Genomic DNA, 25,733 nt, shown 5'->3' with positions numbered 1-25,733 from the left:
TCCCTCAGCGGTCCGGGTGGCGGTGCGCGGCGGCCACACGCTCCAAACCCCGCGCGGCCCGGTCAAGGCCCCATGGAAGAACCCGCGTCCGCTCCAGCGGGCGGACGGTTACGGCTACAGCACACAGAAGGAGGTAGGGGCTTCCTCTCCCGCCTGAAGGCGAGGAGTATCCGCCCCACACATCAGATGACCGGCGAGACCACCACCCCCGTACTCGAACTGCTGCCCGCCGTGGACGTGGCCGGAGGCCAGGCCGTCCAGCTCGTCCAGGGAAGGGCCGGCTCGGGCGGGCAGTACGGCGACCCCTTCGAGGCGGCCACGGCCTGGCAGGACGCCGGCGCCGAATGGATCCACCTGGTGGACCTGGACGCCGCGTTCGGCCGAGGCCACAACCGCGACCTGCTGCGCGACATCGTCGGACGCCTCGACGTGAAGGTGGAGATGTCCGGCGGCATCCGCGACGACGAGTCGCTGGCCGCCGCCCTGTCCACCGGGTGCAGGCGGGTCAACATCGGCACCGCCGCCCTGGAGAACCCCGAGTGGTGCGCCAAGGTCATCGCCGAGCACGGCGACCGGATCGCGATCGGCCTGGACGTGCGCGGCACGACCCTGGCCGCGCGCGGCTGGACCCGCGAGGGCGGAGACCTCCTCCAGACCCTGGAGCGCCTGGAGTCGGAGGGCTGCGCCCGCTACGTCGTCACCGACGTCAACAAGGACGGCACCCTCAAGGGCCCCAACCTGGACCTGCTGCGCACCGTGTGCGAGCGCACCGACAGGCCGGTGGTGGCCAGCGGCGGCGTGTCCAGCCTGGACGACCTGCGGGCGATCGCCACGCTGGTGCCGCTGGGAGTGGAGGGCGCCATCATGGGCACCGCCCTGTACGAGGGAGCCTTCACCCTGCAGGACGCCCTGGCCGCGGTGCGCGAGGCGAAGGGGGCGGACCAGTGAGCGTGGCGGTACGCGTCATCCCCTGCCTGGACGTGGACGCCGGACGGGTGGTCAAGGGCGTCAACTTCGAGAACCTGCGCGACGCGGGCGACCCGGTGGAGCTGGCGGGCACCTACGACGCCGACGGCGCCGACGAGCTCACCTTCCTGGACGTCACCGCCTCCAGCGGTGACCGGGAGACCACCTACGACGTGGTGCGGCGCACCGCCGACCAGGTGTTCATCCCGCTGACCGTGGGCGGCGGCGTGCGCACCACCGATGACGTGAACAGGCTGCTGCGCGCGGGCGCGGACAAGGTGGGCGTGAACACCGCCGCGATCACCCGCCCCGAGCTCATCGGGGAGATCGCCGAGCGCTTCGGCCGCCAGGTGCTGGTGCTCTCCGCCGACGTGCGCAGGGTGCGCGAGGGCGGCCGGCCGACCCCGAGCGGGTTCGAGGTCACCACCCACGGCGGGCGCCGGAGCGCCGGCATCGACGCCCTGGAGTGGTGTGAGCGCGCCGCCGAGCTGGGCGCGGGGGAGATCCTGCTCAACTCGATGGACGCCGACGGCACCAAGGCGGGCTTCGACCTGGAGCTGATCCGGGCGGTACGCGCCCGTGTGGAGCTGCCGCTGATCGCCTCCGGCGGCGCGGGAGCCGTGGAGCACTTCGCCCCGGCGGTGGAGGCGGGCGCGGACGCGGTACTGGCCGCGACGGTCTTCCACTTCGGAGAGTTCACCATCGCCGACGTCAAGAAGAGCCTGCGTGAGGCGGGCCACCCCGTCCGCTGACCGGAACCGGCCCTGCCACGCCCCGGGACTGGACGGAATAGCGCTGTCGCACCCGACGCTGAAACAATCTGGTGGAACCTGTCGGTACCGCTGGATAGGTTGGCACGACACGCGCACTCCACGGCCCTTCGGCATGCCCGAGGGCCGTCGCGTGCCTGTCGGGCTGTGCCGGGCCTGCCCCGGCCAGGGAAGAGAACGGGGAGCGCATGGCGCAGGGCACGAGTACCAGGGACCCGGAGACGGAAGGAGGTTCGGCCCCGCCCGGGGCCGAAGAGGGCGGCGGGGACGCCGTCCCCCGGAAACAGTCCGGAACGGCCGCGCACACCGGTGTCTTCAGCCGGGGAATGCGCGTACTGGGGACCGCCGCCCGCACCGAGCCGTGGATCTTCCTCGTCGCCGTCATCGGCGCCATGATCCACGCCGCCGTCAACGTCGGCTCCGCCTCCGTGCTCGGCTACCTCACCGACAACACCATCCTCCCCGCCTTCCAAGAGGGCACCACCACCGCGGCGGCCCTCACCACCGCCGCGGCGCTGCTCCTGGCGGTCGGACTCGGCAAGGCCACCGGCATCGCCATGCGCCGCATGCTCGCCGCGCTCATGCAGTTCCGCATGCAGGCCCGCTACCGCCGCGCCGTCGCCCGCAAGTACCTCGGCCTTCCCCTGTCCTGGCACCACCGCCACCCCACCGGACAGCTGCTGTCCAACGCCAACGCCGACGTCGAGGCCGCCTGGCAACCGCTCGCACCGCTGCCCATGGCGGTCGGCAGCGTCTTCATGCTGGTCATCGCCGCCATCGCCATGATCACCACCGACCCGGTGCTCGCCCTGGTCGCCTTCGTCGTCTTCCCCGTCCTGGCCGTCGCCAACGTCATCTTCCAGCGCCGCGTCTCGCCCATGGCCTCCCGCGCCCAGGCCCTGCGCGCCGAGGTCAGCGGCGTCGCCCACGAGTCCTTCGACGGCGCACTGGTCGTCAAGACCCTCGGCCGCGAGGACACCGAGACCGAACGCTTCACCCACGCCGCCCACCGCCTGCGCGACGCGCTCGTCCAGGTCGGCCGGATGCGCTCGATGTTCGACCCCGTGATGGAGTCGCTGCCCAACTTCGGGGTGCTCGCCGTCCTGCTCCTGGGCATGTGGCGGATGTCCACCGGCGCCATCGACCCCGGCGACCTCGTCCAGATCGCCTACCTGTTCACCCTGCTGGCCCTGCCCATCCGCTCCTTCGGATGGATCCTCGGCGACCTGCCCCGCAGCGTCGTGGGCTGGGACCGCGTCCAGTCCGTCCTGAGGTCGGGCGGCGCCATGGAGTACGGCACCCGGACCCTGGAGGACACACCGACCGGTGTCGCCCTGCGCGCCCACGGTGTCACCTTCTCCTACGCCGACTCCTACGAAGGCGCCGGCGCCGAACACGACCTGATGGACGACGGCCCCACCACCGCCCGCGCGACCGTCCTCAACGGCGTGGACCTGGACATCGCCCCCGGTCGCACCGTCGCCCTGGTCGGTCCCACCGGAGCGGGCAAGTCCACACTCACCACCGTGCTCATGCGCCTGGTCGACGCCGACTCGGGCACCGTCACCCTCGACGGAGTCGACGTGCGCGACCTGGAACGCGACCAGATCCCCCGGCACACCGCCCTGGTGCCCCAGGGCACCTTCGTGTTCGAGGACAGCGTCCGCGACAACATCGCCCTGGGCGCCGACACCGACGACGAGCAGGTCTGGGCCGCCCTGCGCCTGGCCCGCGCCGACGGCTTCGTCAGCGAGCTGGACGGCGGGCTCGACGCCCGGCTCGGAGAGAAGGGCACCACCCTGTCCGGCGGCCAGCGCCAGCGCCTGGCCCTGGCACGCGCCGTCGTGCGCCGCCCCCGGCTGCTCATCATGGACGACGCCACCTCCGCCGTCGACCCGCAGATCGAGGCGCGGATCCTCGCGGGCCTGCGCGAACGCGACGACGCCGCCACCGTGGTCGTGGTCGCCTACCGGCGCGCCACCATCGAACTCGCCGACGAGGTCGTCTACATGGAACGGGGGCGCATCCTGGCCCGCGGCACCCACGAGGAGCTGCTCACCACCTCGCCCGGCTACACCAGGCTCGTCACCGCCTACGAGCGCGCCTCCGCCGAGACCGGGGAGGACGCGCCCCTCCCCGAGGAGCCCGGGCCGCTCGAAACCGCCCGACGCAGCGACGACGCCCCCGAGGAGACCAGCCGATGAGCGCACCCGCCCAGACCCGCGCCGAGCAGCAGACCGACCCCGGTGCGCGGCAGGCGCAGGAGGACGGCGCCGCCGACCCGGTCCTGTTCCTGCACCGCTCCTCCGACAGCGCGATGGACACGCTCAAGCGCGGCATCAGGCTCTCCCCGGAGTTCGCGCGGGGGCTGTGGCTCACACTGGCCTTCGCGGTCGTGGCCACCGCGGGCAAGGTCATCGTGCCCGTCGCCGTCCAGCAGATCATCGACAACGGCCTCTCCGGGGCCGACGGCCCCGACATGGGCTTCGTCACCCGCATGGTGACCGTCTGCGCCGCCCTGCTCGTGGTCACCATGGTCTGCTCCTACCTGATGAACGTGCGCCTGTACCGGGCCGCCGAGTCCGGCCTGGCCACGCTGCGCCGCAAGGCGTTCCGGCACGTGCACGACCTGTCCGTGCTCACCCAGAACAGCGAACGCAAGGGCGCCCTGGTCTCCCGGGTCACCAGCGACGTCGACCAGATCAGCACCTTCATGCAGTGGGGCGGCATGCTCCTGCTGGTCAGCAGCGGCCAACTCCTGGTCGCCACCACCCTGATGGCGGTCTACTCCTGGCAGCTCACCCTCGTGGTGTGGATCTGCTTCCTGCCCCTGCTGTTCGGTGTGCGCTGGCTCCAGAAGCTGCTGTCCAAGGCCTACCTCAAGGTCCGCGAGAACACCGGCGACATGCTCGGCGTCATCGGCGAGACCGTCACGGGCGCCGCCGTCATCCGCGCACACGGCATCGAGCGGCGCACCGCCGAGCGCATCGACGCCACCGTCCTGACCACCCGGCGCTCCCAGATCCGCGCCCAGCGGCTGTCCGTGGCGGTCTCACCCTTCGCCGAGATGATCGCGGCCGTCGGTAACACCGCCGTGGTCCTCGTCGGCGTCTGGCTCGGCCTGGGCGGCGACCTGACCGCCGGGCAGCTCATCGCCTTCCTGTTCCTGATGACCCTGTTCATCCAGCCGATGATGATGGCCACCGAGATCTTCAACGAGGCGCAGAACGCCATCGCGGGCTGGCGCCGTGTCCTGGGCGTGCTCGACACCGTCCCCGACATCGCCGACCCCGGCGAGGCGGGCCGGGAACTGCCGCGCGGACCCGTCCAGGTCTCCTTCGAGGAGGTCACCTACTCCTACCCCGAGGGCCCCGTCGTCCTGGACGACGTCAGCGTCGAGATCACCCCCGGTACCCGGATGGCCGTGGTGGGGGAGACCGGTTCGGGCAAGACCACCTTCGTCAAGCTGCTCACCCGCCTGATGGACCCCGCCGAGGGCACCGTCCGGCTCGACGGCGTCGACCTGCGCGAGGTGACCTTCTCCTCCCTGCGCAGCCGGGTGGTCATGGTCCCGCAGGAGGGCTTCCTCTTCGACAGCTCCCTGGGCGACAACATCCGCTTCGCCCGCCCCGAGAGCACCGACGCCGAACTGGAGACGGCCCTCACCGAACTGGGGCTGGCGGACTGGCTCGACGGCCTCGCACACGGGCTGGACACCCCGGTGGGCCAGCGCGGCGAGTCCATGTCGGCGGGGGAGCGGCAGCTGGTGGCCCTGGTACGCGCGTACATCGCCGACCCGGACCTGCTGGTCCTGGACGAGGCCACCTCCGCCGTGGACCCGCACACCGAGGTGCGTATCCAGCGCGCCCTGGAACGGCTCACACAGGGGCGCACCTCCGTGACCATCGCGCACCGCCTGTCCACCGCCGAGTCCGCCGACCGGGTGCTCGTCTTCGACGCCGGGCGCATCGTGCAGAGCGGCCCCCACACCGAGCTGGTCGCCCAGCCGGGTGTGTACGCCGACCTGTACGCCTCCTGGGTGAGCTCCTCGGCCTGAGGCCGGGGGAGCGTCACCGGTCCGAGGCGGCCCACCAGTGCGCCGCCAGCAGCTCCGCCACCAGCGGTTCCACCAGCAGGCTCACGTCCGGATCGAAGTCGCCCGGATAGCGCACCGTCAGCTCCGCCCCCGGCACGCGCTCGCGGCCGGGGGTGGGGCCCACCGCGACGAACGAACCCCGCAGGTGCCGCAGGTGCTCGGAGAACCGCTCGTCGTAGGCCGACCCCGCGAACAGCAGCGCCCGGTAGTCTGTCACCGCCGCCAGGTAGCGGTCGGTGTGCGACCACTCCCCGGTCTCGCACGCGTGCGCCACCCGCACCGGTCCCTTGCGCAGCGCCTGCACCCCCTGCTCGGCCGACGCCGACCGCTCGGCCGGGGCCACCAGGTGCACGCCGTGCGGCGACTCCAGGATCCGGGCGGCCCGGGGCACCCACTCCGGGGCGCCCCCCAACAGCGACTCCGTCGCGTTGGCCGCCCGGCGCAGCAACCCGGGGAAGTTCTGACTGCCCCCCGAGACCGGAGCGCCCAGGCGGTGCCCCAACAGCAGGAGCAGGGCCAGCGCGTGCTGGTAGGCGCGACAGCCCAGGCCGCTCTCCTCCGTGCCCGCGTGCAGCGGTACCAGCAGGTCCGCCTGGCGTCCCACCACGACGTCGACGGACGGAGCCAGCACGATCACCGGTGACCGCGCCACGTAGCGGTCCAGGGCCGTGTACAGCTCCCGTTGCCCGCCGCCCAGGCTCACCGCCACCACCAGCGTCTCCGCGCCCGCGGGCGGCTCCTCCACGGAGGAGGAGAAGTCCGCCGTCGCCGCGATCCCGGCCCGGCGCAGGCGCGCCGCCGCCACCGTGCACGCGTGCCGCGCCGCGCCCAGGCCCAGGAACCGCACCGAGGCGGGCTCGTCGTCCAGCAGGGCGGGCAGCGCGGCGTAGGGGTCCCAGCGCGGGAAGCGTTCGGCGAGCGAGGTCAGCGCGTCGGGCTTACCCGCCAGGTCGGCGGACAGGGACTCGGCGGTCACGGAACCCCCAGGGTGAGAGGAAGATGCGGTGACGGTACGGACGCACGAACTCTAGGACATGTCCCGCGTTCCCTCCCCACCGCGGCCGGACCCCCGGACACCACCCGGTGCGGGACGCTCCACGGCCGGCCATAACCTGGAACGCATGAGCGTCACCAGCCTCGACCCGGACATCGCAGCCCGCCTGAAGCGGAACCCGGACGGCCTCGTCCCCGCCATCGTGCAGCAGCACGACACCGGGGAGGTCCTCATGCTCGCCTGGATGGACGACGAGGCGCTGCACCGCACCCTCACCACCGGCGCCGCCACCTACTGGTCGCGGAGCCGCGGCGAGTACTGGGTCAAGGGCGCCACCTCCGGCAACACCCAGCGTGTGTTCTCGGTCGCACTCGACTGTGACGGGGACACCCTTCTGGTCCGCGTCGACCAGGAGGGCGGCGCCTGCCACACCGGCGACCGTACGTGCTTCGACGCGGGGGGACTCCTGTGAGCCCCTCCGCCCTCCCGGCGCGCACGGGCCGGGAGTACGGCCTGGCCATGCTCGCCCTGGCCGCCGGGGCCGCGCTGCTGCTCGCCGCGGCCGGACGCCACTGGGTGACCGGCCAGCTCGACGCGCCCGGACCGGTCGCCTCCGCGCCCGTCGAACTCACCGGCACCGACCTCACCGGCGCCCTGAGCGGTATCGGCTGGGCCGGACTGGCCGGAATCGCGGGCCTGTACGCCGCCCGCGGCTGGGCCCGCCGGGCGGTCGGCCTCCTCGTCGCCATCGGCGGCGCGGCCGCCCTCGGCGCGGTCTGGGACGCCACCCGTCCCGACACCCTCCTGTCCGCCGTGTCCGAGAACACCACCGACGCGGTCGGCAGTGCGCAGGTGGCCGCCGCCCCCCAGCTGTCCGCCCTCGGCCCCGCCATGGCCGTGGCGGGCGCCGTGCTGCTGGTCGCGGCAGGCCTGCTCGCCGTGGTAAGGGCCCCTGCCTGGCCAGGGATGGGCACCCGGTACGATCAGGACGCCGCACCGCGTGCGACCCGGGCCGAGACACCCTCCGACCTGTGGAAATCGCTGGACGCCGGTGACGACCCCACACTCGACGCCCCCGGAGGCGCCGCGTCCGCCAACGCGGTGAGAACGGACGGGGACGGCACGGAACACGCACCGCTGGCAGCACGGCCAGCCGAACCGAAGGAGTACCCCTGATGGCCGACGAACACCACGAGGACCACGGCAACACCGTTTCCGCCTGGTTCCTCACCCTCTCCTGGATCGTGGTGTGGAGCGTGGCGGCCTTCGCCATCGTCTTCTCCGGCGGTGGCGTGCTGCTGTGGACCGCCATCGCCCTGGGCGTCAGCGTCGTGCTCGCCGCGGTCGCCGGCGTCATGAAGAAGGCCGGTCTGGGCCGCAAGGAGCCCCGCCCCGTCCCGCCCACGCGCGAGGAGTGGGAGGCCGGCCGGAAGGCCGCCGCCGCCCAGCCCGAGCCCGCCGTGGCCCAGCCCGGACCCGTCCTCGACCCCGACGCCGCCAAGGCCTGAGACCGCGGGGGCGCACCGGAGAACCCGCAGATCACCACGGGCGCGTGGCAGAAAATGGACGGAGGTCGTGCGGGCCGGGTAGATTCGCTCCACCGGTCCTGACTGTCGCTTTGGTTCCGTTCAGTGAAAGTCCCACTGATCTGGCATCATTCGTCCTGCCCGCGGCGTATGCGCCCCGGTGATCCAGCCCTGCCCCACGTTGGGTCGGCGTGCTGTCGGCACGCCGTGTGAATCTCCTGAATCCCCTTTCGGAAAGTTGTCCCGAGTATGAGTTATGGTCCCCCACCCCCAGGTAACCCCGGCGGCTACGGTCCGCCCAGCGGCGGCTACGGAGCCCCCGGCGGCACTCCTCCGGACAACGGCCTCACATGGGCCATCGTGGCCATCTTCTGCTGCTGGCCCTTCGCCATCCCGGCCATCGTCAACGCCACCAAGGTCAACGACCTGTGGAACCGCGGTGACCAGGGCGGCGCCATGGAGGCCCAGGCCCAGGCCAAGAAGTGGACGAAGATCGCCTTCATCCTGGGCAGTATCGCCTACGTGCTGAGCATCGGCTTCTACATCGCGATCATCGCTGTCGCCGCGACCAGCACCCCGACGTACTACTAGAAGGCGCCCGCCTTCCGGTACCACGTCTGCCCCCGGGCGCCTCGGCGCTCGGGGGCAGAGCTCTTGCCGGCCCCGAGCCCCCTAAGCTGGTCGCGTGCATCCACACCACGAAAAGCCGTCGGAGGACCCGCCGTCCCCGCCCCCCGCGGCGCCCTCCCTGTCCGAACGGATCAGGCGTCGGGCCGAGACGTTCCACCCGGTCGTGTGGCCCGTGGGCCTGGGTGCCCTCGGACTGGCGGGGGCCGCGCTCCTGCACCTCGTGGACCCCAACGAGCCGGGCAACTACCCCACCTGCCCCTGGCTCCTGTTCACCGGCACCTTCTGCCCCGGCTGCGGGAGCATGCGCGCGATCGCCCTGCTCACCCACGGCGAGGTCCTCGCCTCCATCAGCATGAACCCCCTGGCATGGCTGCTGGCCCCCTACATCGTGTGGACCTACACGCTCTGGCTGGTCCGGACGGTCCGGCCGCCCACGAAACCGCCCAAGCTCACACCGGGCTGGTTCCTGTGGGGGCTCCTCATCGTCATCACCGGGCACTGGGTCCTGCGCAACCTGCCCTGGTTCTCCTTCCTGGCCCCCGGAACCCCGCTGTTCCCGGGCTGGTAGACGGAACCAGAACGGGCCCGACGTAGTCTGATCCGATGAGCGCGGCCGCCTCCTCCGCGCGGCACGCGACCATCCCACGTCCCGGAAGGTTTGATCACATGAGCTACGGACCCCCGCCCACCGGCGGCTACGGCCCTCCCGGTAGCTACGGAGGCCCTCCCGGATACGGTGGTCCGCCGCCCGGGGACCCACCCAAGACCTACATGGTGCACAACATCCTCGGCATCCTCAGCTGTCTGCCGTTCATCGGCATCATCGGCCTGATCTTCGCCCTCCAGATCAACAGCAAGTGGCAGATCGGGGACTACGCGGGCGCCGAGTCCTCGGCCCGGACCGCCCGGATCCTGGGCATCATCAGCCTGGTGCTCTTCATCCTCGGCGCGGTCTTCTTCGTGCTCTACATCGGGTTCATCGTCGTGATGGTCATCTCCGGGACGACCGCCGGTACGGTGGGCACCACCTACGACGCCTACTGACCACGGGCCCCGCTCCGTCCCCGCGGGCCGGGACGGAGCGCCCCCTCCCCCCGCCTCCCACGGAGTGTCACGCGGGGTCGCCGACCCCGCGCCCCCGGCGGGTGGATACGATGACCAGCGACACGGTGCGGCGGCGGTGTCCGGTCCCGCCGCGCGACTGTGGGCCCACCCCAGGGGAGCCCACCACCGCGACCGGCCCACCTTCACGAGGGAGCGGTAACTGGTGAGCGTGCTCGACGAGATCCTCGACGGAGTACGCGCTGACCTGGCGCAGCGGCAGGAGGACCTCCCCCTGGACCGCCTCAAGGCCCAGGCCGGGGCGGCGCCCACCCCGCGGGACGCCGAAGCCGCCCTGCGGCGCCCCGGTGTGCACGTCATCGCCGAGGTCAAGCGGGCCAGCCCCTCCAAGGGCCCCCTCGCGACCATCACCGACCCGGCGGCTCTGGCCCGCGACTACGAGGCCGGCGGCGCCGCCCTGATCAGCGTCCTCACCGAGCAGCGCCGCTTCAACGGCAGCCTCGCCGACCTGCGGACGGTCCACCAGGCGGTCGAGACCCCGCTGCTGCGCAAGGACTTCGTGGTCAGCTCCTACCAGTTGTGGGAAGCCCGCGCCTTCGGAGCCTCCGCCGTACTCCTCATCGTCGCGGCCCTGCCCCAGGAGGCCCTGGTGTCCCTGGTCGAACGGGCCCGCTCGCTGGGCCTGACACCGCTGGTGGAGGTCCACGACGAGGAGGAGGTCTCCCGCGCCCTGGACGCCGGAGCCACCGTCGTCGGCGTCAACGCGCGCAACCTCAAGACCCTGGAGGTGGACCGGGACACCTTCTCCCGGCTCGCCCCGCTCATTCCCTCCGACGTCGTCAAGATCGCCGAGTCCGGAGTCCGCGGCCCGCACGACCTGCTGGCCTACGCCGGCGCCGGAGCCGGCGCCGTCCTGGTCGGTGAGAGCCTCGTCCGCGGCCGGAACCCGCGTGAGGCCGTCGCCGACCTGGTGACCGCGGGAGCCCACCCCGCCCTGCGGGACCGGAACTGAAGGGCACCACAGCATGACGGGAACGACGCAGGTGCCGAGCGCGGCTGTGGTGCGCCCCGGCCCCCGATGGCGATGGCTCTAGGGAGCCCGCAGGCGTGAGCCGCGGGTTCCCGACGCCGCGTTGACCCACAGAACGAACGCGCCGCCGGTGCCAGGCGGCGCACAGCCGGTCGGCGCGCGGACCCCGCGGCGCAGGCCCGGGGAAGCCACGCGGTCGGCCCTTCCCAGGAGAACGTCCCATGAGCCACGACCAACCACTGCCCGACCAGAGCGGACACTACGGCCGCTTCGGCGGCCGCTTCGCACCCGAGGCGCTCATCGCCGCCCTCGACGAGGTCGCCTCCGAGTGGGAGAAGGCCAAGCAGGACCCCCAGTACCAGGCCGAGCTCGCCGCGCTGCTCAAGGACTACACCGGACGCCCCAGCGCCCTGAGCGAGGCCCGCAACTTCTCCGAGCACTGCGGCGGCGCCCGCGTCCTGCTCAAGCGCGAGGACCTCAACCACACCGGCTCGCACAAGATCAACAACGTGCTCGGCCAGGCCCTGCTCACCAAGCGCATGGGCAAGACCCGCGTGATCGCCGAGACCGGCGCCGGGCAGCACGGCGTGGCCACCGCCACCGCCTGCGCCCTGCTCGGCCTGGACTGCGTGATCTACATGGGGGAGGAGGACACCCGGCGCCAGGCGCTCAACGTCGCCCGCATGCGCATGCTCGGCGCCGAGGTCGTCCCCGTCACCATCGGCAGCCGCACCCTCAAGGACGCCATCAACGAGGCGTTCCGCGACTGGGTCGCCAACGTCGACCGCACCCACTACCTGTTCGGCACCGTGGCCGGTCCGCACCCCTTCCCCAAGCTGGTGCGCGACCTGCACTTCGTCGTCGGCCAGGAGGCACGCGAGCAGGTCCTGGAGCGCGTCGGCAGGCTTCCCGACGCGGTCGCCGCGTGCGTGGGCGGCGGCTCCAACGCCATGGCCGTCTTCGCGGCCTTCATCCCCGACGAGGACGTGGCCCTGTACGGTTTCGAGGCCGGGGGAGAGGGCGCCCAGACGACCCGCACCGCGGCCTCCATCACCGCGGGCAGCCACGGAGTCTTCCACGGGGCGCGTACCTTCGTGCTCCAGGACGAGTACGGGCAGACCCTGCCCAGCCACTCCATCTCCGCCGGACTCGACTACCCGGCCGTGGGGCCCGAGCACGCCTACCTCGCCGACACCGGACGCGCCGCCTACGAGCCGATCACCGACGCGGAGGCCATGGAGGCCTTCCGCCTGCTGTGCCGCACCGAGGGCATCATCCCGGCGATCGAGAGCGCGCACGCACTGGCGGGCGCACGCAAGCTCGGCGAGCGCCTCGGCCCGGACGCCGTCATCCTGGTGAACCTCTCCGGGCGCGGCGACAAGGACGTTGACACCGCGGCCGCCTACTTCGGCCTCGTGGACCCGGAGGGACAGGCATGACCGCTACCGCACTGCAGAACAGGCTTGCCGGGGCCCGTGAGGCCGGACGGGCCGCACTGATCGGCTACCTGCCCGCCGGATTCCCGGACGTGGAGTCCTCGATCAGGGTCGTCGAGGCCATGGTGGAGGGGGGATGTGACGTCATCGAGGTCGGCCTGCCCTACTCCGATCCCATGATGGACGGCCCCACCATCCAGCGCGCCGCGGACCGGGCCCTGGCGGCCGGGACCACCACCGACGACGTGTTCCGCGTGGTCGAGGCCACCGCCGCCACGGGCGCCGCCGCCGTGGTCATGTCCTACTGGAACCCGATCGAGCGCTACGGCGTGGAGCGCTTCGCCGCCGCCCTGGCCAAGGCGGGCGGGGCCGGAGTGATCACCCCCGACCTCATCCCGGAGGAGGCCGGGGAGTGGGTCGCCGCCTCCACCGACTCCGGACTGGACCGGGTGTTCCTGGTCGCGCCCTCCTCCACCGACCAGCGGCTGGCCCTGACCACGCGGGCCTGTAGCGGCTTCGTGTACGCGGCCTCGCTGATGGGCGTGACCGGTACCCGCACCCAGGTCGCCGACACCGCCGCCGAACTGGTGCGGCGCACCCGGGAGACCACCCGCGACTCCGGGCTGCCGGTCTGTGTGGGGCTGGGCATCTCCACGGCCGCCCAGGCCGCCGAGGTGGCCGCCTACGCCGACGGGGTGATCGTCGGAGCCGGGTTCTGCCAGCGGGTCCTGGACGCGCCGGACCTGGAGACCGGTATCACGGCGGTCCGCTCCTTCGCCCAGGAACTGGCGGCGGGTGTGCGCTCGGGCCGCGGCTGAGCACCGGGGCGTTTCGGCGCCCCGACACCGACGGGAGGCCGTCCCCCACCGGGGCGGCCTCCCGCCGTGTCTGTCGTGCCCCGCCGCCCCCACCCTGGTCAAGGGCACGGTTAAGAGCGTGAGAATCGGGTGAGAGGACCCTCCCGAAGCCGGTGAAACGCCTTCGCGACGGGGCGACGGATGGTGTGATGGTGGTGTCCGCCGTTCACGGGGGCGCCGGCCGGTGCCCCCGTGAACCAGAGCCCGGTGCCACCCACTCGGCACACCCAGTAGGATCTGACGCGACACGAAGAGTAACAAGGCAAACACCAAAAGCGACACGGTACCCCTCACTCCCCGAAGGCACAGGCAATGGACACACCCGACCAGACCCTCGCCCCCGATCCCGCACGCGGATCGCGCTGGGACGCCGTCCAGCCCTGGATCACGCTCGCCTGCCGGATCGGACTGGCCGCCGTCCTCGTCTTCGCCGCCGTCTCCAAGTTCCCCCCGGCCCTGTCCGTCCAGGCGGTGGAGGCCTACGACCTCTTCCCCGTCGAGATCGCCCGGCTCATCGGCTACACCCTCCCCCTGTTCGAACTCGCCCTGGCCGTCCTGCTCCTGGTCGGGCTCGCCACCCGCTACGCCGGCGCCGTCAGCGCACTGCTCATGGTCGTCTTCATCGCCGGGGTCGTCTCGGCCATGGCGCGGGGCCTGAACATCGACTGCGGCTGCTTCGGCGGCGGCGGACAGGTCGCACCGGGGGAGACCAAGTACGGGATCTCCATCGCCCGCGACATCGCCTTCGCGGCCCTGGGCGCCCTCGTCGCGGTGTGGCCCCGTTCGCCCTTCGCCATCGACCGCGCCATCGGCCTGTTCCGGTAGCCCCGGCACCGCACCCCGGTCGACCGTATCCAGCAGCAGAAACAGAGGAGAGCATGGGGAGTGAAGCGCGCAGGCGCTCCCGCGAGAGGATCAAGGAACAGAGGAGGAAGGAGAAGCGGGCGGCGAAACGCAACAAGACCCTCATCGTCCTCGGCGCCGCGGCCGCGGTGGTCCTGCTCATCGTCGGCGTCGGCTACCTCGTGCTCAACGCCGACCGCGCGGACTCCGGGTACGAGGGCGCCCTGGCACCGCGGACCCTGCAGGAGGACGGCAGCGTCGTCATGGCCCAGGAGGGGGCCGAGGCCCCCGTCGTCGAGGTCTACGCCGACTACCAGTGCCCCGCCTGCCGCCAGTTCGAACTGCTCAACGGCGACGTCCTCAAGGAGAACGCCGCCGAGGGCCAGGCCATCGTCCACTACCGGCCGGTGAGCATCTTCGCCCAGCGGCCGGCGCCCGTCAGCACCAACTCGCTGCGCGGCGGGGCCGCCGCCCGCGCCGCCGCCGACCACGACCGCTTCGTCCAGTACAACGACATCCTCTTCGAGAACCAGCCCACCGAGGGCGAGGAGGGCTTCACCCCGGACGACCTCAAGGACTGGTTCGCCGGCACCGACCCCTCCGAGGGGCAGCAGGAGCAGTTCGACCAGCGCGTGGACGAGGAGGCCGCCGTGGTCGCCGAGTTCACCGGGGAGTTCCTGCCCGCCCTGACCGAGGACGCCATGGAGCAGATCGGCGAGGACACCCTGGGCACCATGGTCCTGTCCGACCTGCTCGCCTGGGGCGACGGGCACGGACACGACTCCTCGTTCCTGGACGGGACCTACACGGGCCAGATCATCGAAGCCACCGGGAACGCCTACACTCGCTACAGCGGAGACAACGCCTTCCGCGCGACCCCCTCCGTCTACATCAACGGTGAGTTGCTCGACAACAACACCGCCCTGACCGCCCGGGGCCTCGACGAGGCGATCGACTCAGCCGGATCCGGCGAGGTCGACACCGAGCCCATGGGTGACGGGGGTGGCGTGGAGTAACACCCCTGAAGACACCCCCCGCACGCGGGGCGAATCCGAGAGCAGACCAGTGACATTGTCGTCGACAGCTTCCGAGGGCGCGGTCGAGTCCGGCCGTGCCCTCGCGGCCTTCCCCAGCCCGCAGGTCAACTCCATTCCCATCGGCCCGCTGGAGATCCACTTCTACGCCCTGTGCATCCTCGCCGGTGTCATCGTCGCCGTGCTGTGGAGCGAGCGTAGGTGGGCCGCCATGGGCGGTGAGAAGGGCACCATCATGGACATGGCCGTGTGGGCCGTGATCCTGGGCCTGGTCGGCGGCCGTCTCTACCACGTCATCAGCGACGCACAGCTGTACTTCGCCGAGGGCCGCGAACCCATCCGCGCCCTGTACGTGTGGGAGGGCGGCCTGGGCATCTGGGGCGCCGTCCCCATGGGCGCCCTGGGCGTGTGGCTGGTGGCACGCAGGCGCGGACTGTCCATGTCCAAGCTCTCCTTCGCCATCGCCCCCGCCCTCCCCCTGGCCCAGGCCATCGGCCGCTGGGGCAACTACTTCAACCAGGAGCTGTTCGGGCGGCCCACCGACCTGCCCTGGGCCGTGGAGATCTCCCCCTACCCCGAGGGCCACCTGCGCCCCGGCATGGAACTCGGCGTCAGCACCTACCACCCCACCTTCCTCTACGAGTCCCTGTGGTGCCTGCTCCTGGCGGTGCTGCTGGCCTGGGCCGGCCGCCGCTACGAGCACGCCCTCCAGGGCGGTCGCCTGTTCGCCCTCTACGTCATGGGCTACTGCGTCGGTCGGTTCTGGATCGAGTACCTGCGCGTGGACCCGGCCAACGACTTCCTGGGCATGCGCCTGAACAACTGGACCTCCATTCTGGTCTTCCTCGCCGCCCTGGCCTACTTCCTGTGGGCGGGCCGCCGCATGGACTCCTTCTCCAGCGCCGTCGTCCCCCCCGGCCACGACGCCGGAACCCAGGTGTTCGGTCCCGCATCCGACGGCGCGACCGCCGACGACGGCACCGTCTACAGCGCTCTGGACAGCGAGGAATCGCGGGTCGGATCGAAGAACACCAGCTCGGAGGAGGCGGGGACGGAATACCACCCGAGCCCTGAGCGATCTAGTAGCGAGGGCTCGACCGAGCGGGACACCGAAGAGGGAACCGATCCCGGGGCGAAGCCCGAGTAGACACAGGAAAGCCACGTGGGCCGGCCATGTCCGGACACGGATCTGGGCTCCCCCTGTACCTTCCGAGCAGACCACGGGTTGACGATTGAGAAGAACCGTGACCAGAGCTGAGTCCGGATACGGCCGCACGGGCCGTCGCGGGGGCACCCGCCGTGCCGAGCGCGCCTACACCGAGGACCACGCCGACGACTACGGCCAGGACGACCGCCAGGACGGGTACGACCCCGAGGAGGACTTCTCCGCGGAGTACGGTCACACCCTCCCCTCCGACACTGGTGACCCGGACGACGCCATCGACGGGGAACAGACCGGAGCCGAGGCCACCGGTCGCTCCCCGCGCCGCGGGGGCCGCGGCTCCGGGGCCTCCCGCCGCAGGGCCTCCGGCGGCAGGCGCGCCGGTGCGGGCAGGGCCTCGTCCGTCTCCGCCTTCTCCGCCGCCGCCATCAAGAGGGTCTCGGTCCTGGGGGACCGGCCCAACCAGATCGTGTACACCCTCGCCGAGCAGAGCAGGCGCAAGCGCGGCACCGCCACGTTGGGCGTGCTGCTCGGAGCGTTCAGCATCGCCCTGGTGACTCTGCTGGGCCTGCTGTCCTACCAGCTCCTCGCCGGAACCGGGGGCGCCACCGAGGGCGGTGACGAGACGGTCGTGGCACCGCCGTCGGGACACAGCACCCTCACCCCGGCGATGTACCTGTCCGAGCCCAACCGCGAGGACGTGTTCGGTCCCATCAACGAGCGCCCCGAGGGCGCCGATCCGATGACCGAGGACACCGTGTTCGGCGAGGTCGGGGAGATCGGGCTGGACGACATGGAGCTGGAGCTGCGCCAGGGCGGGGTCACCGACTCCTGCACCTCCCTGGTGTGGGGCGAGGAGCTGGGCCAGAGCCTCATCGACGGCAACTGCGTGCGGGCGGCCTCGGGTGTGTACACCGACGCCGACGAGGAGCACGTCGCGCAGTTCACCCTGTTCGACCTGGCCAGCGCCGAGAGGGCCGCCGAGGTCGAGCGGCAGCTGGACCCGACCAACCCCGAGGGCGGCGCCGGGTTCCTGCTGACCCAGACCAACGACGAGGTCCCCGGCCTGCAGGACGGCTACAGCCAGGCCAGCTCCCAGGTCATGGGCCACTACCTGGCCGTGTTCTGGGTGGCCGAGACCGACGGGTCCCAGCCCGAGGACAACGCCGACATGGCGACCCTGAGCGTGGCCTCCATGAACGCGGCGCGCCACGTTTACGAGGAGGTCGTCGAGGTGAAGCAGGCCGCGGAGTAGAGCGGGGAGCGGCCTGTTCCGCACCCTCGGAGGCCCCGATAGGATCTCGGACAGATCGGCCCGCCCGCAGGGCCGCACCAGGTACGGCGAGAGGCCGACCTGCCGTATACCACCGGTCCGGCCCACACGCGTGGGCCGGACCGCATCCTAGGAAAGGTCCATCGGGTGTCCCCTTCTGAACCGTCGGCGTCCGGACCCGCGGGGCGTCGGAGGAAGAGCAGCGAGTCCGACGGCGTGCCCGCGGAGCGGTCCTCCCAGGCGGGCGGGCGCCGCCGGTCGGGCGGCCGCAGGAAGAAGGAGTCCAAGCGCTTCGGCCCCCTGATCGGGATCCTGGCCGGAGCGCTCGTCGTGGCGCTGGTCGCTCTCGGCGCGGCGCTGTACGTACAGCTCGGCCCGGACGAGGACACCGGGCAGGCCGCCCGGCAGACCCGCCCGGTCATGTACCGGGTGATCGACACCGGCGGCATGAACGAGACCCTGGCCACTCGCGAGAAGGACAGCCGTCCCCTCAACGAGGGCGAGCTGTTCGCGAACAACAACGCCGAGATCTCCAGCCAGAGCATCGACTTCACGCTGCGCGACTCGGACCTGACCGAGGACTGCGCCGCCGCCATGTGGGGCGAACGGGCCCGGGCCGCGCTGGCCGAGGCCGACTGCACCCAGGCGGGGCGTGCCACCTACGTCTCCGACACCTACTTCGGTGTCACGGCCGTGTTCAACCTGGCCGACGTCGAGGGCAGTCGCGCTCTCGCCGCCGCCCTGGCCGAACCCGAGGAGCAGGAGGGCGGGGAGGCCCAGGAGAGCGCCGGATCCGACCTCGGATTCGTGCTCGCCCCCTCGGGCGACGACCCCTTCGACCGCCTGGGCCAGGGCTACAGCGCCAGCGACGCCATCGTCAGCGGCCACTACCTGGTCCTGGTGTGGGTCCAGCCCACCGGTTCGGAGTCGGTGGAGGAGCGGGTCAGCCTCTCCGGTCCGCTCGTGGCACTGGCGAACTTCCGCGACCCGCTCTACCGGCGGATGGTGCAGTTCGAGGACACCGGCACCGGATCCGAGCAGGAGCCCGAGGGCACCACGGAGGAGGGCCTCCAGGGAGGCGGCACCGACGGGACGGGCACGGGCGGAACCGGTACCACCGGTACGGACGGAACCGGTACAGCCGGTACGGACGGCACCGGCTGACACACGCTCTCGCGGGGCCCGGAGGAGTCCTCCTCCGGGCCCCTGGGCGTGTTCGGCGCGCTACACCGGGGCCTGCGCCCGGACGAGGAGGTCGGCGGCGACCTCCCGCAGCTCACCGAAACGGTGCTCGGGCAGATCCAACAGGGTGTGCCCGCACACCCACCGCGGGGCCGCGGCCACCGCGTGGCGGGCGGTGCGCTTGTTGACGGGGTTCTCCCGCCACGCCGTGACCTCGACCAACCCGGTCCGCAGGGTCGTCGTGAGCCTGCCGTGCGCCCGCTCCCGCAGGTGGACGAGCAGCCGATCCACCGCCGAGTCCGCGTCCGGACGCCGGGTCAACCGCACCGCCGTCAGATCGTTCGCGCCGAACCCGCGGAGGAACCGCACACGAAAACGCGGTTCCACCAGGGCGCGCAGCCCCAGCTGGCCCGCCTCGTCGCGCACGCACTCCGCCGACGAGGGCACCAGCACGTACACCGTGTCCCCGGTGGCCGCCAGGGCGGCACGCGCCGCCAGCCGCTCCCACCCTCCGGTGAGATTGACCACCGAGCACCCGTCGCCGCCGGTGGGCGCCTCCATCCACGTGGACAGGCGCACCCGGCCCGACTCCGCCACCTGCCGCGGCCACTCGCCCACCAGCGTCGGCTCCGGGCCCTCACCGGCCTCCTCGGCCACCCGGTCGAGCACGGCGCGGGCCCGGTCCGCGTCCAGACCGCCCCGGGCCTCCTTGGCGTTGCTGCCCTGGCTGTACACGCGCGCGTTCTCCCCCGAGGACCCGGGCAGGGTGCGCGACAGGGGCCGCAGCACGTACAGGTCCGAGGCGGCGCCGATCGACTCGGCCCCGTGGTAGCGGTTGAAGCCAGGCCACACCGCCTCCGTCAGCAGGTCCATCCGCACCAACCGGGACTGGGTGGCCGCGGCCAGCCTCGGAGTGGTCTCGCTGGCGCCGTAGGCCACCAGCACCCGTCCCCGGCGCGGGTCGATCATCCCCTCCGCGCCGCGCCGCACGAACAACTCCACCCCGTCGGGGGTGTAGGGCGGATCGGTGAACACCACGTCCGCGCAGTCGCGCACGGTGGGCGGCAGGCCCAGACGCAGGTCCGCGTGGTGGGTGCGCACCGGCAGTCCCAGGGAGTCGGCCAGGGCGTCGATGTGGGCCAGCACGCGCTCGTCGATGTCCACCACCTCCGCCCGGGCCCCCGGGCGGACCAGGGCCAGCGCGATCGAGGTCAGGTCGTGGTCACCCACGCACAGCAGGGTGCGGTCGTACAGGTCGAAGAGGGTGGACAGCAGCAGGGCGCGGCGCAGCGCCGTCTCGGCGGTCGCGGACACGTGGTCCAGGTCCAGGTCGGAGACCGGCCCCCCGTCCGTGGCGCGCACCAGCTCGGCCATGGCCCGGGTGTACCGGGGGAGCAGGTGGGCCACCGGGTCGGCCAGCTCCTCGACGGCGGCCGCACCGGCGTAGTCCCCGGGCCGGGCCAGGCGCGCCCTGCCCTGCCCGGCCCCGGTCTCGACGGTCAGCTCGCCGGCATCCACCAGGGCCCGGACCAGCTCGGACACGAGCGCGTACGCCACGCCGCTGTCCCGCACCAGGTCGTTCGTGCTCCACCAGCGACCGTCCGAGAGCAGCGCCAGCACACGGCGCAGCCGGGGCGCGGCCACGCCGTGGTCGCGCAGCAGCCTGAAAGCGGGCTCGGGAAGGGGCGGGGCGCTCTCGCCCGGGGTGGTCGGGTGCATGCGTCGATCGTCCCACGCACGGCGGGATACCCGCGGGCGGACGGCGCGCGGGTCGCGGGGTTCGCGGGCGATGAGGGACAGATCACCCGGTAACAGGTGCCCGCGCCCCTTGGGAGCAGGGTTAACACCGGGGTAATGTGAAGGGCGGCGCGTCGAGCCCGCGTGCCCGGAGTGACATCCCCGACTCCGCAGTCGGTGTTGTAGCCGCTCTGGGAGGTTTAGCGGGGGCCCTTCGTGGAAAAACCGGCTAGGCCAGCCCTCACCGGAGATCACGTCGGGAGGGACCGTGTCCGCACCCGCGAAGGCGGCACGAACGGCGCACCACGGCGCACCGCGGCGCCACATGGTCTAGACCTACGATTGGCATCGTGGCTGGACCAGCGTGTATAAGGGAACCTGCCCGTCACAGGTGCCCGGCCCGCCACCAGCGACCACGAGGACGTGGCCGCGCCACGGAGGCGGACAGACCACAGCACACACGACGGCAACCGCCGCGACACGCGGCACCACAACTTCATCCGCACGCAGCAGGGCCAACGTCGTCCCGGATGCGCTTTTTCACAAAGCCGACGCAAGACGACAGGAGGGTAGATGCCTGCTGGCCAGGTGCGGCGTTCGTCCGTCCGAACGAACGCGAAAACCACTTCCCAGGGCCTGTACGACCCCGCCTTCGAGCACGACGCCTGCGGTGTGGGCTTCGTAGCCGACCTCACTGGACGTCGCAGCCACGACACCGTCGAGAAGGCGCTCACCGTACTCCGCAACCTCGACCACCGCGGCGCCTCCGGCGCCGACCCCGACGACGGCGACGGCGCGGGCATCCTCACCCAGGTCCCGCACGAGCTCTACACCGAGGTCTGCGACTTCCCGCTCCCCGAGGCGGGCTCCTACGCCACCGGCATCGGCTTCCTGCCCGCCGACGCCGCCGAGCGCACCGCCGCCGTCGAGCACATCAACGCCATCGTCGCCGACGAGGGCCTGACCCTGCTCGGCTGGCGCGACCTGCCCTTCGAGCCCCGCTACAGCGGCCCCGCCGCCCGCCAGGCCATGCCCTACTTCGGGCAGCTCTTCATCACCGGCACCCCCGGTACCGCCACCGAGGGCCTGACCGGCATCGACCTGGAGCGCCACGCCTACTGCGTGCGCAAGCGCGCCGAGCACGAGACCGACGTCTACTTCCCGAGCCTGTCCCCGCGCACCATCGCCTACAAGGGCATGCTCACCACCCCGCAGCTGGAGCCGTTCTTCCCCGACCTGTCCGACCGGCGCTACACCTCCGGCCTGGCCCTGGTCCACTCCCGCTTCTCCACCAACACGTTCCCGTCCTGGCCGCTCGCCCACCCGTTCCGCTACGTCGCGCACAACGGCGAGATCAACACCGTCAAGGGCAACCGGAACATGATGCGGGCGCGCGAGGCCAAGCTCGCCACCGACCTCATCCCCGGCGACCTCGACCGGATCTTCCCCATCGTCGACCCCGACGACTCCGACACCGCCTCCTTCGACGACGCCCTGGAACTGCTGCACCTGGGCGGACGCTCGCTGCCGCACGCGGTGCTCATGATGATCCCCGAGCCCTGGGAGAACCACACCGAGATGGACCCGGCCGTCCGGGCCTTCTACGAGTACCACTCCACCCTCATGGAGCCCTGGGACGGACCCGCCTCGGTGTCCTTCACCGACGGCACCGTCGTCGGCGCGGTCCTGGACCGCAACGGCCTCCGCCCCGGCCGCTACTGGGTCACCGAGGACGGCTTCGTCGTCCTGGCCAGTGAATCCGGTGTCCTGGACATCGAACCCGGCACCGTCGTGCGCAAGGGCCGCCTGCAGCCCGGCCGCATCTTCGTCGTCGACACGGCCCAGGGCCGCATCATCGAGGACGAGGAGATCAAGGCCGAACTCGCCGCCGAGCACCCCTACCAGGAGTGGATCGACTCCGGCGTCCTGCGCCTCGACGACCTGCCCGAGAGCCAGCCCGTCCCGGTCACCGAACTCAACCTCACACAGCAGGTGTTCGGCTACACCGAGGAAGAGCTGCGCATCATCCTCACCCCGATGGCCCGCACCGGCGCCGAACCCATCGGCTCCATGGGCACCGACACCCCGGTGGCCGCGCTCTCCGAGCGCTCCCGCCAGCTCTTCGACTACTTCTCGCAGAACTTCGCCCAGGTCACCAACCCGCCCCTGGACGCCATCCGCGAGGAGATGGTCACGAGCCTGGCCACCCTCCTGGGCGCCGAACACAACATCCTCGACGCCGCACCCGGCGACACCCAGCGCCTCGTCCTGCCCACCCCGGTCGTCGACCAGGCCGAACTGGCCGCCATCGTCGCCGCGGGCCGGGACAACCCGGCCCTGAAGAGCTTCACCGTCGACGGCACCTACCCCGTCGACGGCGGCGGCGACGCCCTGTCCACCCGCCTGGAGCAGATCAACGACGAGGTCTCGGCCGCCATCGCCGACGGCGCCCACATCCTCGTGCTCAGCGACCGCCGCGCCGACGCGCACCGCGCACCCGTCCCCTCGCTGCTGCTCACCGGATCGGTCCACCACCACCTGGTCCGCGAGAAGACCCGCACCGAGGTCGGCCTCCTCGTTGAGGCCGCCGACGTACGCGAGTGCCACCACGTCGCCCTGCTCGTGGGCTACGGCGCCTCCGCCGTCAACCCGTACCTGGCGCTGGCCACCGTCCGCGACCTGGTCGAGAGGGGCACCATCGGCGGCATCGACGCCGACCAGGCCGTCCGCAACACCGTCAAGGCCTTCGGCAAGGGCGTCCTGAAGGTCATGTCCAAGATCGGCGTGTCCACGGTCAGCTCCTACACCGGCGCCCAGATCTTCGAGGCACTCGGACTGGGCCAGGAGGTCGTCGACCGCTGCTTCACCGGCACGACCTCCCGCCTGGGCGGCGTCGGCTTCGACGTCCTCGCCGAGGAGGTCGCCATCCGCCACCGCCGCGCCCACACCGCCAACCCCAACGCCCACCGGCGCCTGGAGGTCGGCGGCGAGTACCAGTGGCGCCGCGAGGGCGAACCGCACCTGTTCAGCCCCGAGACCGTCTTCAAGCTCCAGCACTCCACCCGTACCCGCGAGTACGACATCTTCAAGGAGTACACCTCCAAGGTCGACGACCAGGCCGAGAGGCTCATGACCCTGCGCGGACTCTTCCGCCTCAGGGAGGGCGTGCGCGAACCCGTGCCCGTCGAGGAGGTCGAGCCCGTCTCGGAGATCGTCAGGCGCTTCTCCACCGGAGCCATGTCCTACGGCTCCATCTCCGCCGAGGCCCACCAGACCCTCGCCATCGCGATGAACCGCCTCGGCGGCAAGTCCAACACCGGCGAGGGCGGCGAGGACCCCGACCGCTTCACCCCCGACGCCAACGGGGACCTGCGGCGCAGCGCCATCAAGCAGGTCGCCTCCGGCCGCTTCGGCGTCACCTCGCACTACCTCAGCAACGCCGACGACATCCAGATCAAGATGGCCCAGGGCGCCAAGCCCGGCGAGGGCGGCCAGCTGCCCGGCCACAAGGTCTACCCGTGGGTCGCCCAGACCCGCCACTCCACACCCGGCGTCGGACTCATCTCCCCGCCGCCGCACCACGACATCTACTCCATCGAGGACCTCGCCCAACTCATCCACGACCTCAAGAACGCCAACCCCTCCGCGCGGGTCCACGTCAAACTGGTCTCGGAGGCGGGCGTGGGCACCGTCGCCGCCGGCGTGTCCAAGGCCCACGCCGACGTCGTCCTCATCTCCGGCCACGACGGAGGCACCGGCGCCTCGCCGCTGACCTCCCTCAAGCACGCGGGCACCCCCTGGGAACTCGGCCTCGCCGAAACCCAGCAGACCCTGCTGCTCAACGGCCTGCGCGACCGCATCGTCGTCCAGGCCGACGGCCAGATGAAGACCGGCCGCGACGTCGTCGTCGCCGCCCTGCTCGGCGCCGAGGAGTACGGTTTCGCCACCGCGCCCCTCGTCGTCTCCGGCTGCGTCATGATGCGCGTGTGCCACCTCGACACCTGCCCCGTCGGCGTCGCCACCCAGAACCCCGCCCTGCGCGAGAGGTTCTCCGGCCAGGCCGACCACGTGGTGAACTTCTTCGAGTTCATCGCCCAGGAGGTCCGCGAGTACCTCGCCCAGCTCGGCTTCCGCAGCCTGGACGAGGCCATCGGCTCCGTCGACCTGCTCGACACCACCGAGGCACTCACCCACTGGAAGGCACAGGGCCTGGACCTGGCGCCGATCCTGCACGAGGTCGAGCCCTGGGCGGGCGACCAGCGCACCCAGCGGAGCAAGCAGGACCACGGCCTGGAGAAGGCCCTGGACAACACCCTCATCCAGCTCAGCGAGGGCGCCCTGGACTTCGGCCAGCCCGTCAGCCTCGAACTGCCCGTACGCAATGTCAACCGCACCGTCGGCACCATGCTCGGACACGAGGTCACCAAGCGCTACGGCGCCGACGGCCTGCCCGACAACACCATCGACATCTCCTTCACCGGATCCGCCGGCCAGTCCTTCGGCGCGTTCGTGCCCAGCGGCATCACCCTGCGCCTGTCCGGCGACGCCAACGACTACGTCGGCAAGGGCCTCTCCGGCGGACGCGTCATCGTGCGCCCCGACGCCGGCTCCCGGCTCGTCGCCGAGGAGCACATCATCGCCGGAAACGTCATCGGCTACGGCGCCACCTCAGGCGAGATCTTCCTGCGCGGCGTCGTCGGCGAGCGCTTCTGCGTCCGCAACTCCGGCGCCACCGCCGTCGTCGAGGGCATCGGCGACCACGGCTGCGAGTACATGACCGGCGGACGCGCCGTCGTCCTCGGCCGCACCGGCCGCAACTTCGCGGCGGGCATGTCCGGAGGCATCGCCTACGTCCTGGACCTGGACACCGAGCGTGTCAACGCCGGGATGGTCGACGTCGAGGCCCTCACCGACGAGGACCGCGCCTTCCTCACCGACGTCCTCACCCGCCACCACGCCGAGACCGGATCGGCCGTCGCCGAACGCCTCCTGGCCGGTGGCGACGCGGGACTCGACCGGATCGCCAAGGTCATGCCGCGCGACTACAAGCGCGTCCTGCTCGCCCAGGCCGAGGCCGAACGCGAGGGCCGCGACGTCGACGAGGCCGTCATGGCCTCCGCGCAGTCCTGAGCGTC

At 71.9% G+C, this 25,733-nt stretch carries 21 protein-coding genes; 19 read left to right on the top strand and 2 right to left on the bottom strand.

Annotated features, from left to right (window positions below):
- Window positions 1–186: 186 nt before the first annotated feature.
- The 4 genes from priA (at window position 187) to FYX01_RS24680 (ending at window position 5,793) form a co-directional block, all read left to right on the top strand.
- Window positions 187–948 (top strand): bifunctional 1-(5-phosphoribosyl)-5-((5-phosphoribosylamino)methylideneamino)imidazole-4-carboxamide isomerase/phosphoribosylanthranilate isomerase PriA, encoded by a 762-nt coding sequence (priA, locus tag FYX01_RS24695; RefSeq protein ID WP_150245835.1) that lies wholly within the window; start codon window positions 187–189, stop codon window positions 946–948.
- Complete coding sequence (gene hisF / locus FYX01_RS24690) at window positions 945–1,718, top strand: imidazole glycerol phosphate synthase subunit HisF (protein WP_150245833.1); 774 nt, start codon at window positions 945–947, stop codon at window positions 1,716–1,718. The genes priA and hisF overlap by 4 nt, the downstream gene beginning before the upstream one ends.
- A 206-nt stretch (window positions 1,719–1,924) precedes the next feature.
- Window positions 1,925–3,940, top strand: coding sequence for an ABC transporter ATP-binding protein (locus FYX01_RS24685; protein WP_150245830.1), 2,016 nt, complete (start codon window positions 1,925–1,927; stop codon window positions 3,938–3,940).
- Entirely contained in the window at window positions 3,937–5,793 is a 1,857-nt protein-coding gene (locus FYX01_RS24680; protein WP_150245828.1) for an ABC transporter ATP-binding protein, read from the top strand. The genes FYX01_RS24685 and FYX01_RS24680 overlap by 4 nt, the downstream gene beginning before the upstream one ends.
- A 13-nt stretch (window positions 5,794–5,806) precedes the next feature.
- On the opposite strand, the gene FYX01_RS24675 is transcribed toward FYX01_RS24680, so the two are convergent.
- Window positions 5,807–6,808, bottom strand: a complete 1,002-nt coding sequence (locus FYX01_RS24675; protein ID WP_150245825.1) for a phosphoheptose isomerase family protein — start codon at window positions 6,806–6,808, stop codon at window positions 5,807–5,809.
- 145 nt (window positions 6,809–6,953) lie between these two features.
- On the opposite strand from FYX01_RS24675, the gene hisI reads away from it, so the two are divergent.
- The 14 genes from hisI (at window position 6,954) to FYX01_RS24605 (ending at window position 18,843) form a co-directional block, all read left to right on the top strand.
- On the top strand, window positions 6,954–7,298 hold the full coding sequence (gene hisI, locus FYX01_RS24670; protein WP_150245822.1) for a phosphoribosyl-AMP cyclohydrolase: 345 nt from the start codon (window positions 6,954–6,956) through the stop codon (window positions 7,296–7,298).
- A gap of 47 nt (window positions 7,299–7,345) precedes the next feature.
- Window positions 7,346–8,002: a Trp biosynthesis-associated membrane protein gene (locus tag FYX01_RS24665; protein ID WP_150245911.1), complete on the top strand. Its 657-nt coding sequence runs from the start codon at window positions 7,346–7,348 to the stop codon at window positions 8,000–8,002.
- A complete protein-coding gene (locus tag FYX01_RS24660) occupies window positions 8,002–8,334 on the top strand; it encodes an HGxxPAAW family protein (RefSeq protein ID WP_150245819.1) in 333 nt (110 codons plus the stop codon). The genes FYX01_RS24665 and FYX01_RS24660 overlap by 1 nt, the downstream gene beginning before the upstream one ends.
- Before the next feature lie 267 nt (window positions 8,335–8,601).
- Complete coding sequence (locus tag FYX01_RS24655; RefSeq protein WP_150245816.1) at window positions 8,602–8,943, top strand: CD225/dispanin family protein; 342 nt, start codon at window positions 8,602–8,604, stop codon at window positions 8,941–8,943.
- Between the two features lie 94 nt (window positions 8,944–9,037).
- Window positions 9,038–9,550 (top strand): DUF2752 domain-containing protein, encoded by a 513-nt coding sequence (locus FYX01_RS24650; RefSeq protein WP_190394473.1) that lies wholly within the window; start codon window positions 9,038–9,040, stop codon window positions 9,548–9,550.
- 98 nt (window positions 9,551–9,648) lie between these two features.
- Window positions 9,649–10,026: a CD225/dispanin family protein gene (locus tag FYX01_RS24645; protein WP_150245812.1), complete on the top strand. Its 378-nt coding sequence runs from the start codon at window positions 9,649–9,651 to the stop codon at window positions 10,024–10,026.
- A 223-nt stretch (window positions 10,027–10,249) separates the two neighbouring features.
- Entirely contained in the window at window positions 10,250–11,056 is an 807-nt protein-coding gene (gene trpC, locus FYX01_RS24640; protein WP_150245809.1) for an indole-3-glycerol phosphate synthase TrpC, read from the top strand.
- Between the two features lie 239 nt (window positions 11,057–11,295).
- Window positions 11,296–12,513, top strand: coding sequence for a tryptophan synthase subunit beta (gene trpB, locus FYX01_RS24635; protein WP_150245806.1), 1,218 nt, complete (start codon window positions 11,296–11,298; stop codon window positions 12,511–12,513).
- A complete protein-coding gene (gene trpA / locus FYX01_RS24630) occupies window positions 12,510–13,328 on the top strand; it encodes a tryptophan synthase subunit alpha (protein WP_150245802.1) in 819 nt (272 codons plus the stop codon). Before trpB ends, trpA begins: the two co-directional genes overlap by 4 nt.
- Window positions 13,329–13,679: 351 nt before the next feature.
- The gene (locus FYX01_RS24625) at window positions 13,680–14,192 is read left to right on the top strand and encodes a MauE/DoxX family redox-associated membrane protein (protein ID WP_150245799.1); all 513 of its coding nucleotides are present in this window, start codon (window positions 13,680–13,682) and stop codon (window positions 14,190–14,192) included.
- A 53-nt stretch (window positions 14,193–14,245) separates the two neighbouring features.
- Window positions 14,246–15,226 (top strand): DsbA family protein, encoded by a 981-nt coding sequence (locus FYX01_RS24620; RefSeq protein WP_150245795.1) that lies wholly within the window; start codon window positions 14,246–14,248, stop codon window positions 15,224–15,226.
- A 55-nt stretch (window positions 15,227–15,281) separates the two neighbouring features.
- Window positions 15,282–16,391 (top strand): prolipoprotein diacylglyceryl transferase, encoded by a 1,110-nt coding sequence (lgt, locus tag FYX01_RS24615; protein ID WP_150245791.1) that lies wholly within the window; start codon window positions 15,282–15,284, stop codon window positions 16,389–16,391.
- Window positions 16,392–16,488: 97 nt separating this feature from the next.
- Window positions 16,489–17,661, top strand: a complete 1,173-nt coding sequence (locus FYX01_RS24610) for a hypothetical protein (RefSeq protein ID WP_150245788.1) — start codon at window positions 16,489–16,491, stop codon at window positions 17,659–17,661.
- Between the two features lie 165 nt (window positions 17,662–17,826).
- Window positions 17,827–18,843, top strand: coding sequence for a hypothetical protein (locus tag FYX01_RS24605; protein ID WP_223830634.1), 1,017 nt, complete (start codon window positions 17,827–17,829; stop codon window positions 18,841–18,843).
- Between the two features lie 60 nt (window positions 18,844–18,903).
- Here the strand turns inward: FYX01_RS24605 and FYX01_RS24600 are convergent, their stop codons facing one another.
- Window positions 18,904–20,580, bottom strand: coding sequence for a bis-aminopropyl spermidine synthase family protein (locus tag FYX01_RS24600; RefSeq protein WP_150245785.1), 1,677 nt, complete (start codon window positions 20,578–20,580; stop codon window positions 18,904–18,906).
- A gap of 591 nt (window positions 20,581–21,171) precedes the next feature.
- Here FYX01_RS24600 and gltB point away from each other — a divergent pair.
- A complete protein-coding gene (gltB, locus tag FYX01_RS24595; RefSeq protein ID WP_150245782.1) occupies window positions 21,172–25,728 on the top strand; it encodes a glutamate synthase large subunit in 4,557 nt (1,518 codons plus the stop codon).
- Window positions 25,729–25,733 lie beyond the last annotated feature (5 nt).

It is taken from the genome of Nocardiopsis quinghaiensis (assembly GCF_008638365.1).
GTDB lineage: Bacteria > Actinomycetota > Actinomycetes > Streptosporangiales > Streptosporangiaceae > Nocardiopsis > Nocardiopsis quinghaiensis.
This window is presented reverse-complemented; position numbering and strand designations above follow the sequence as displayed.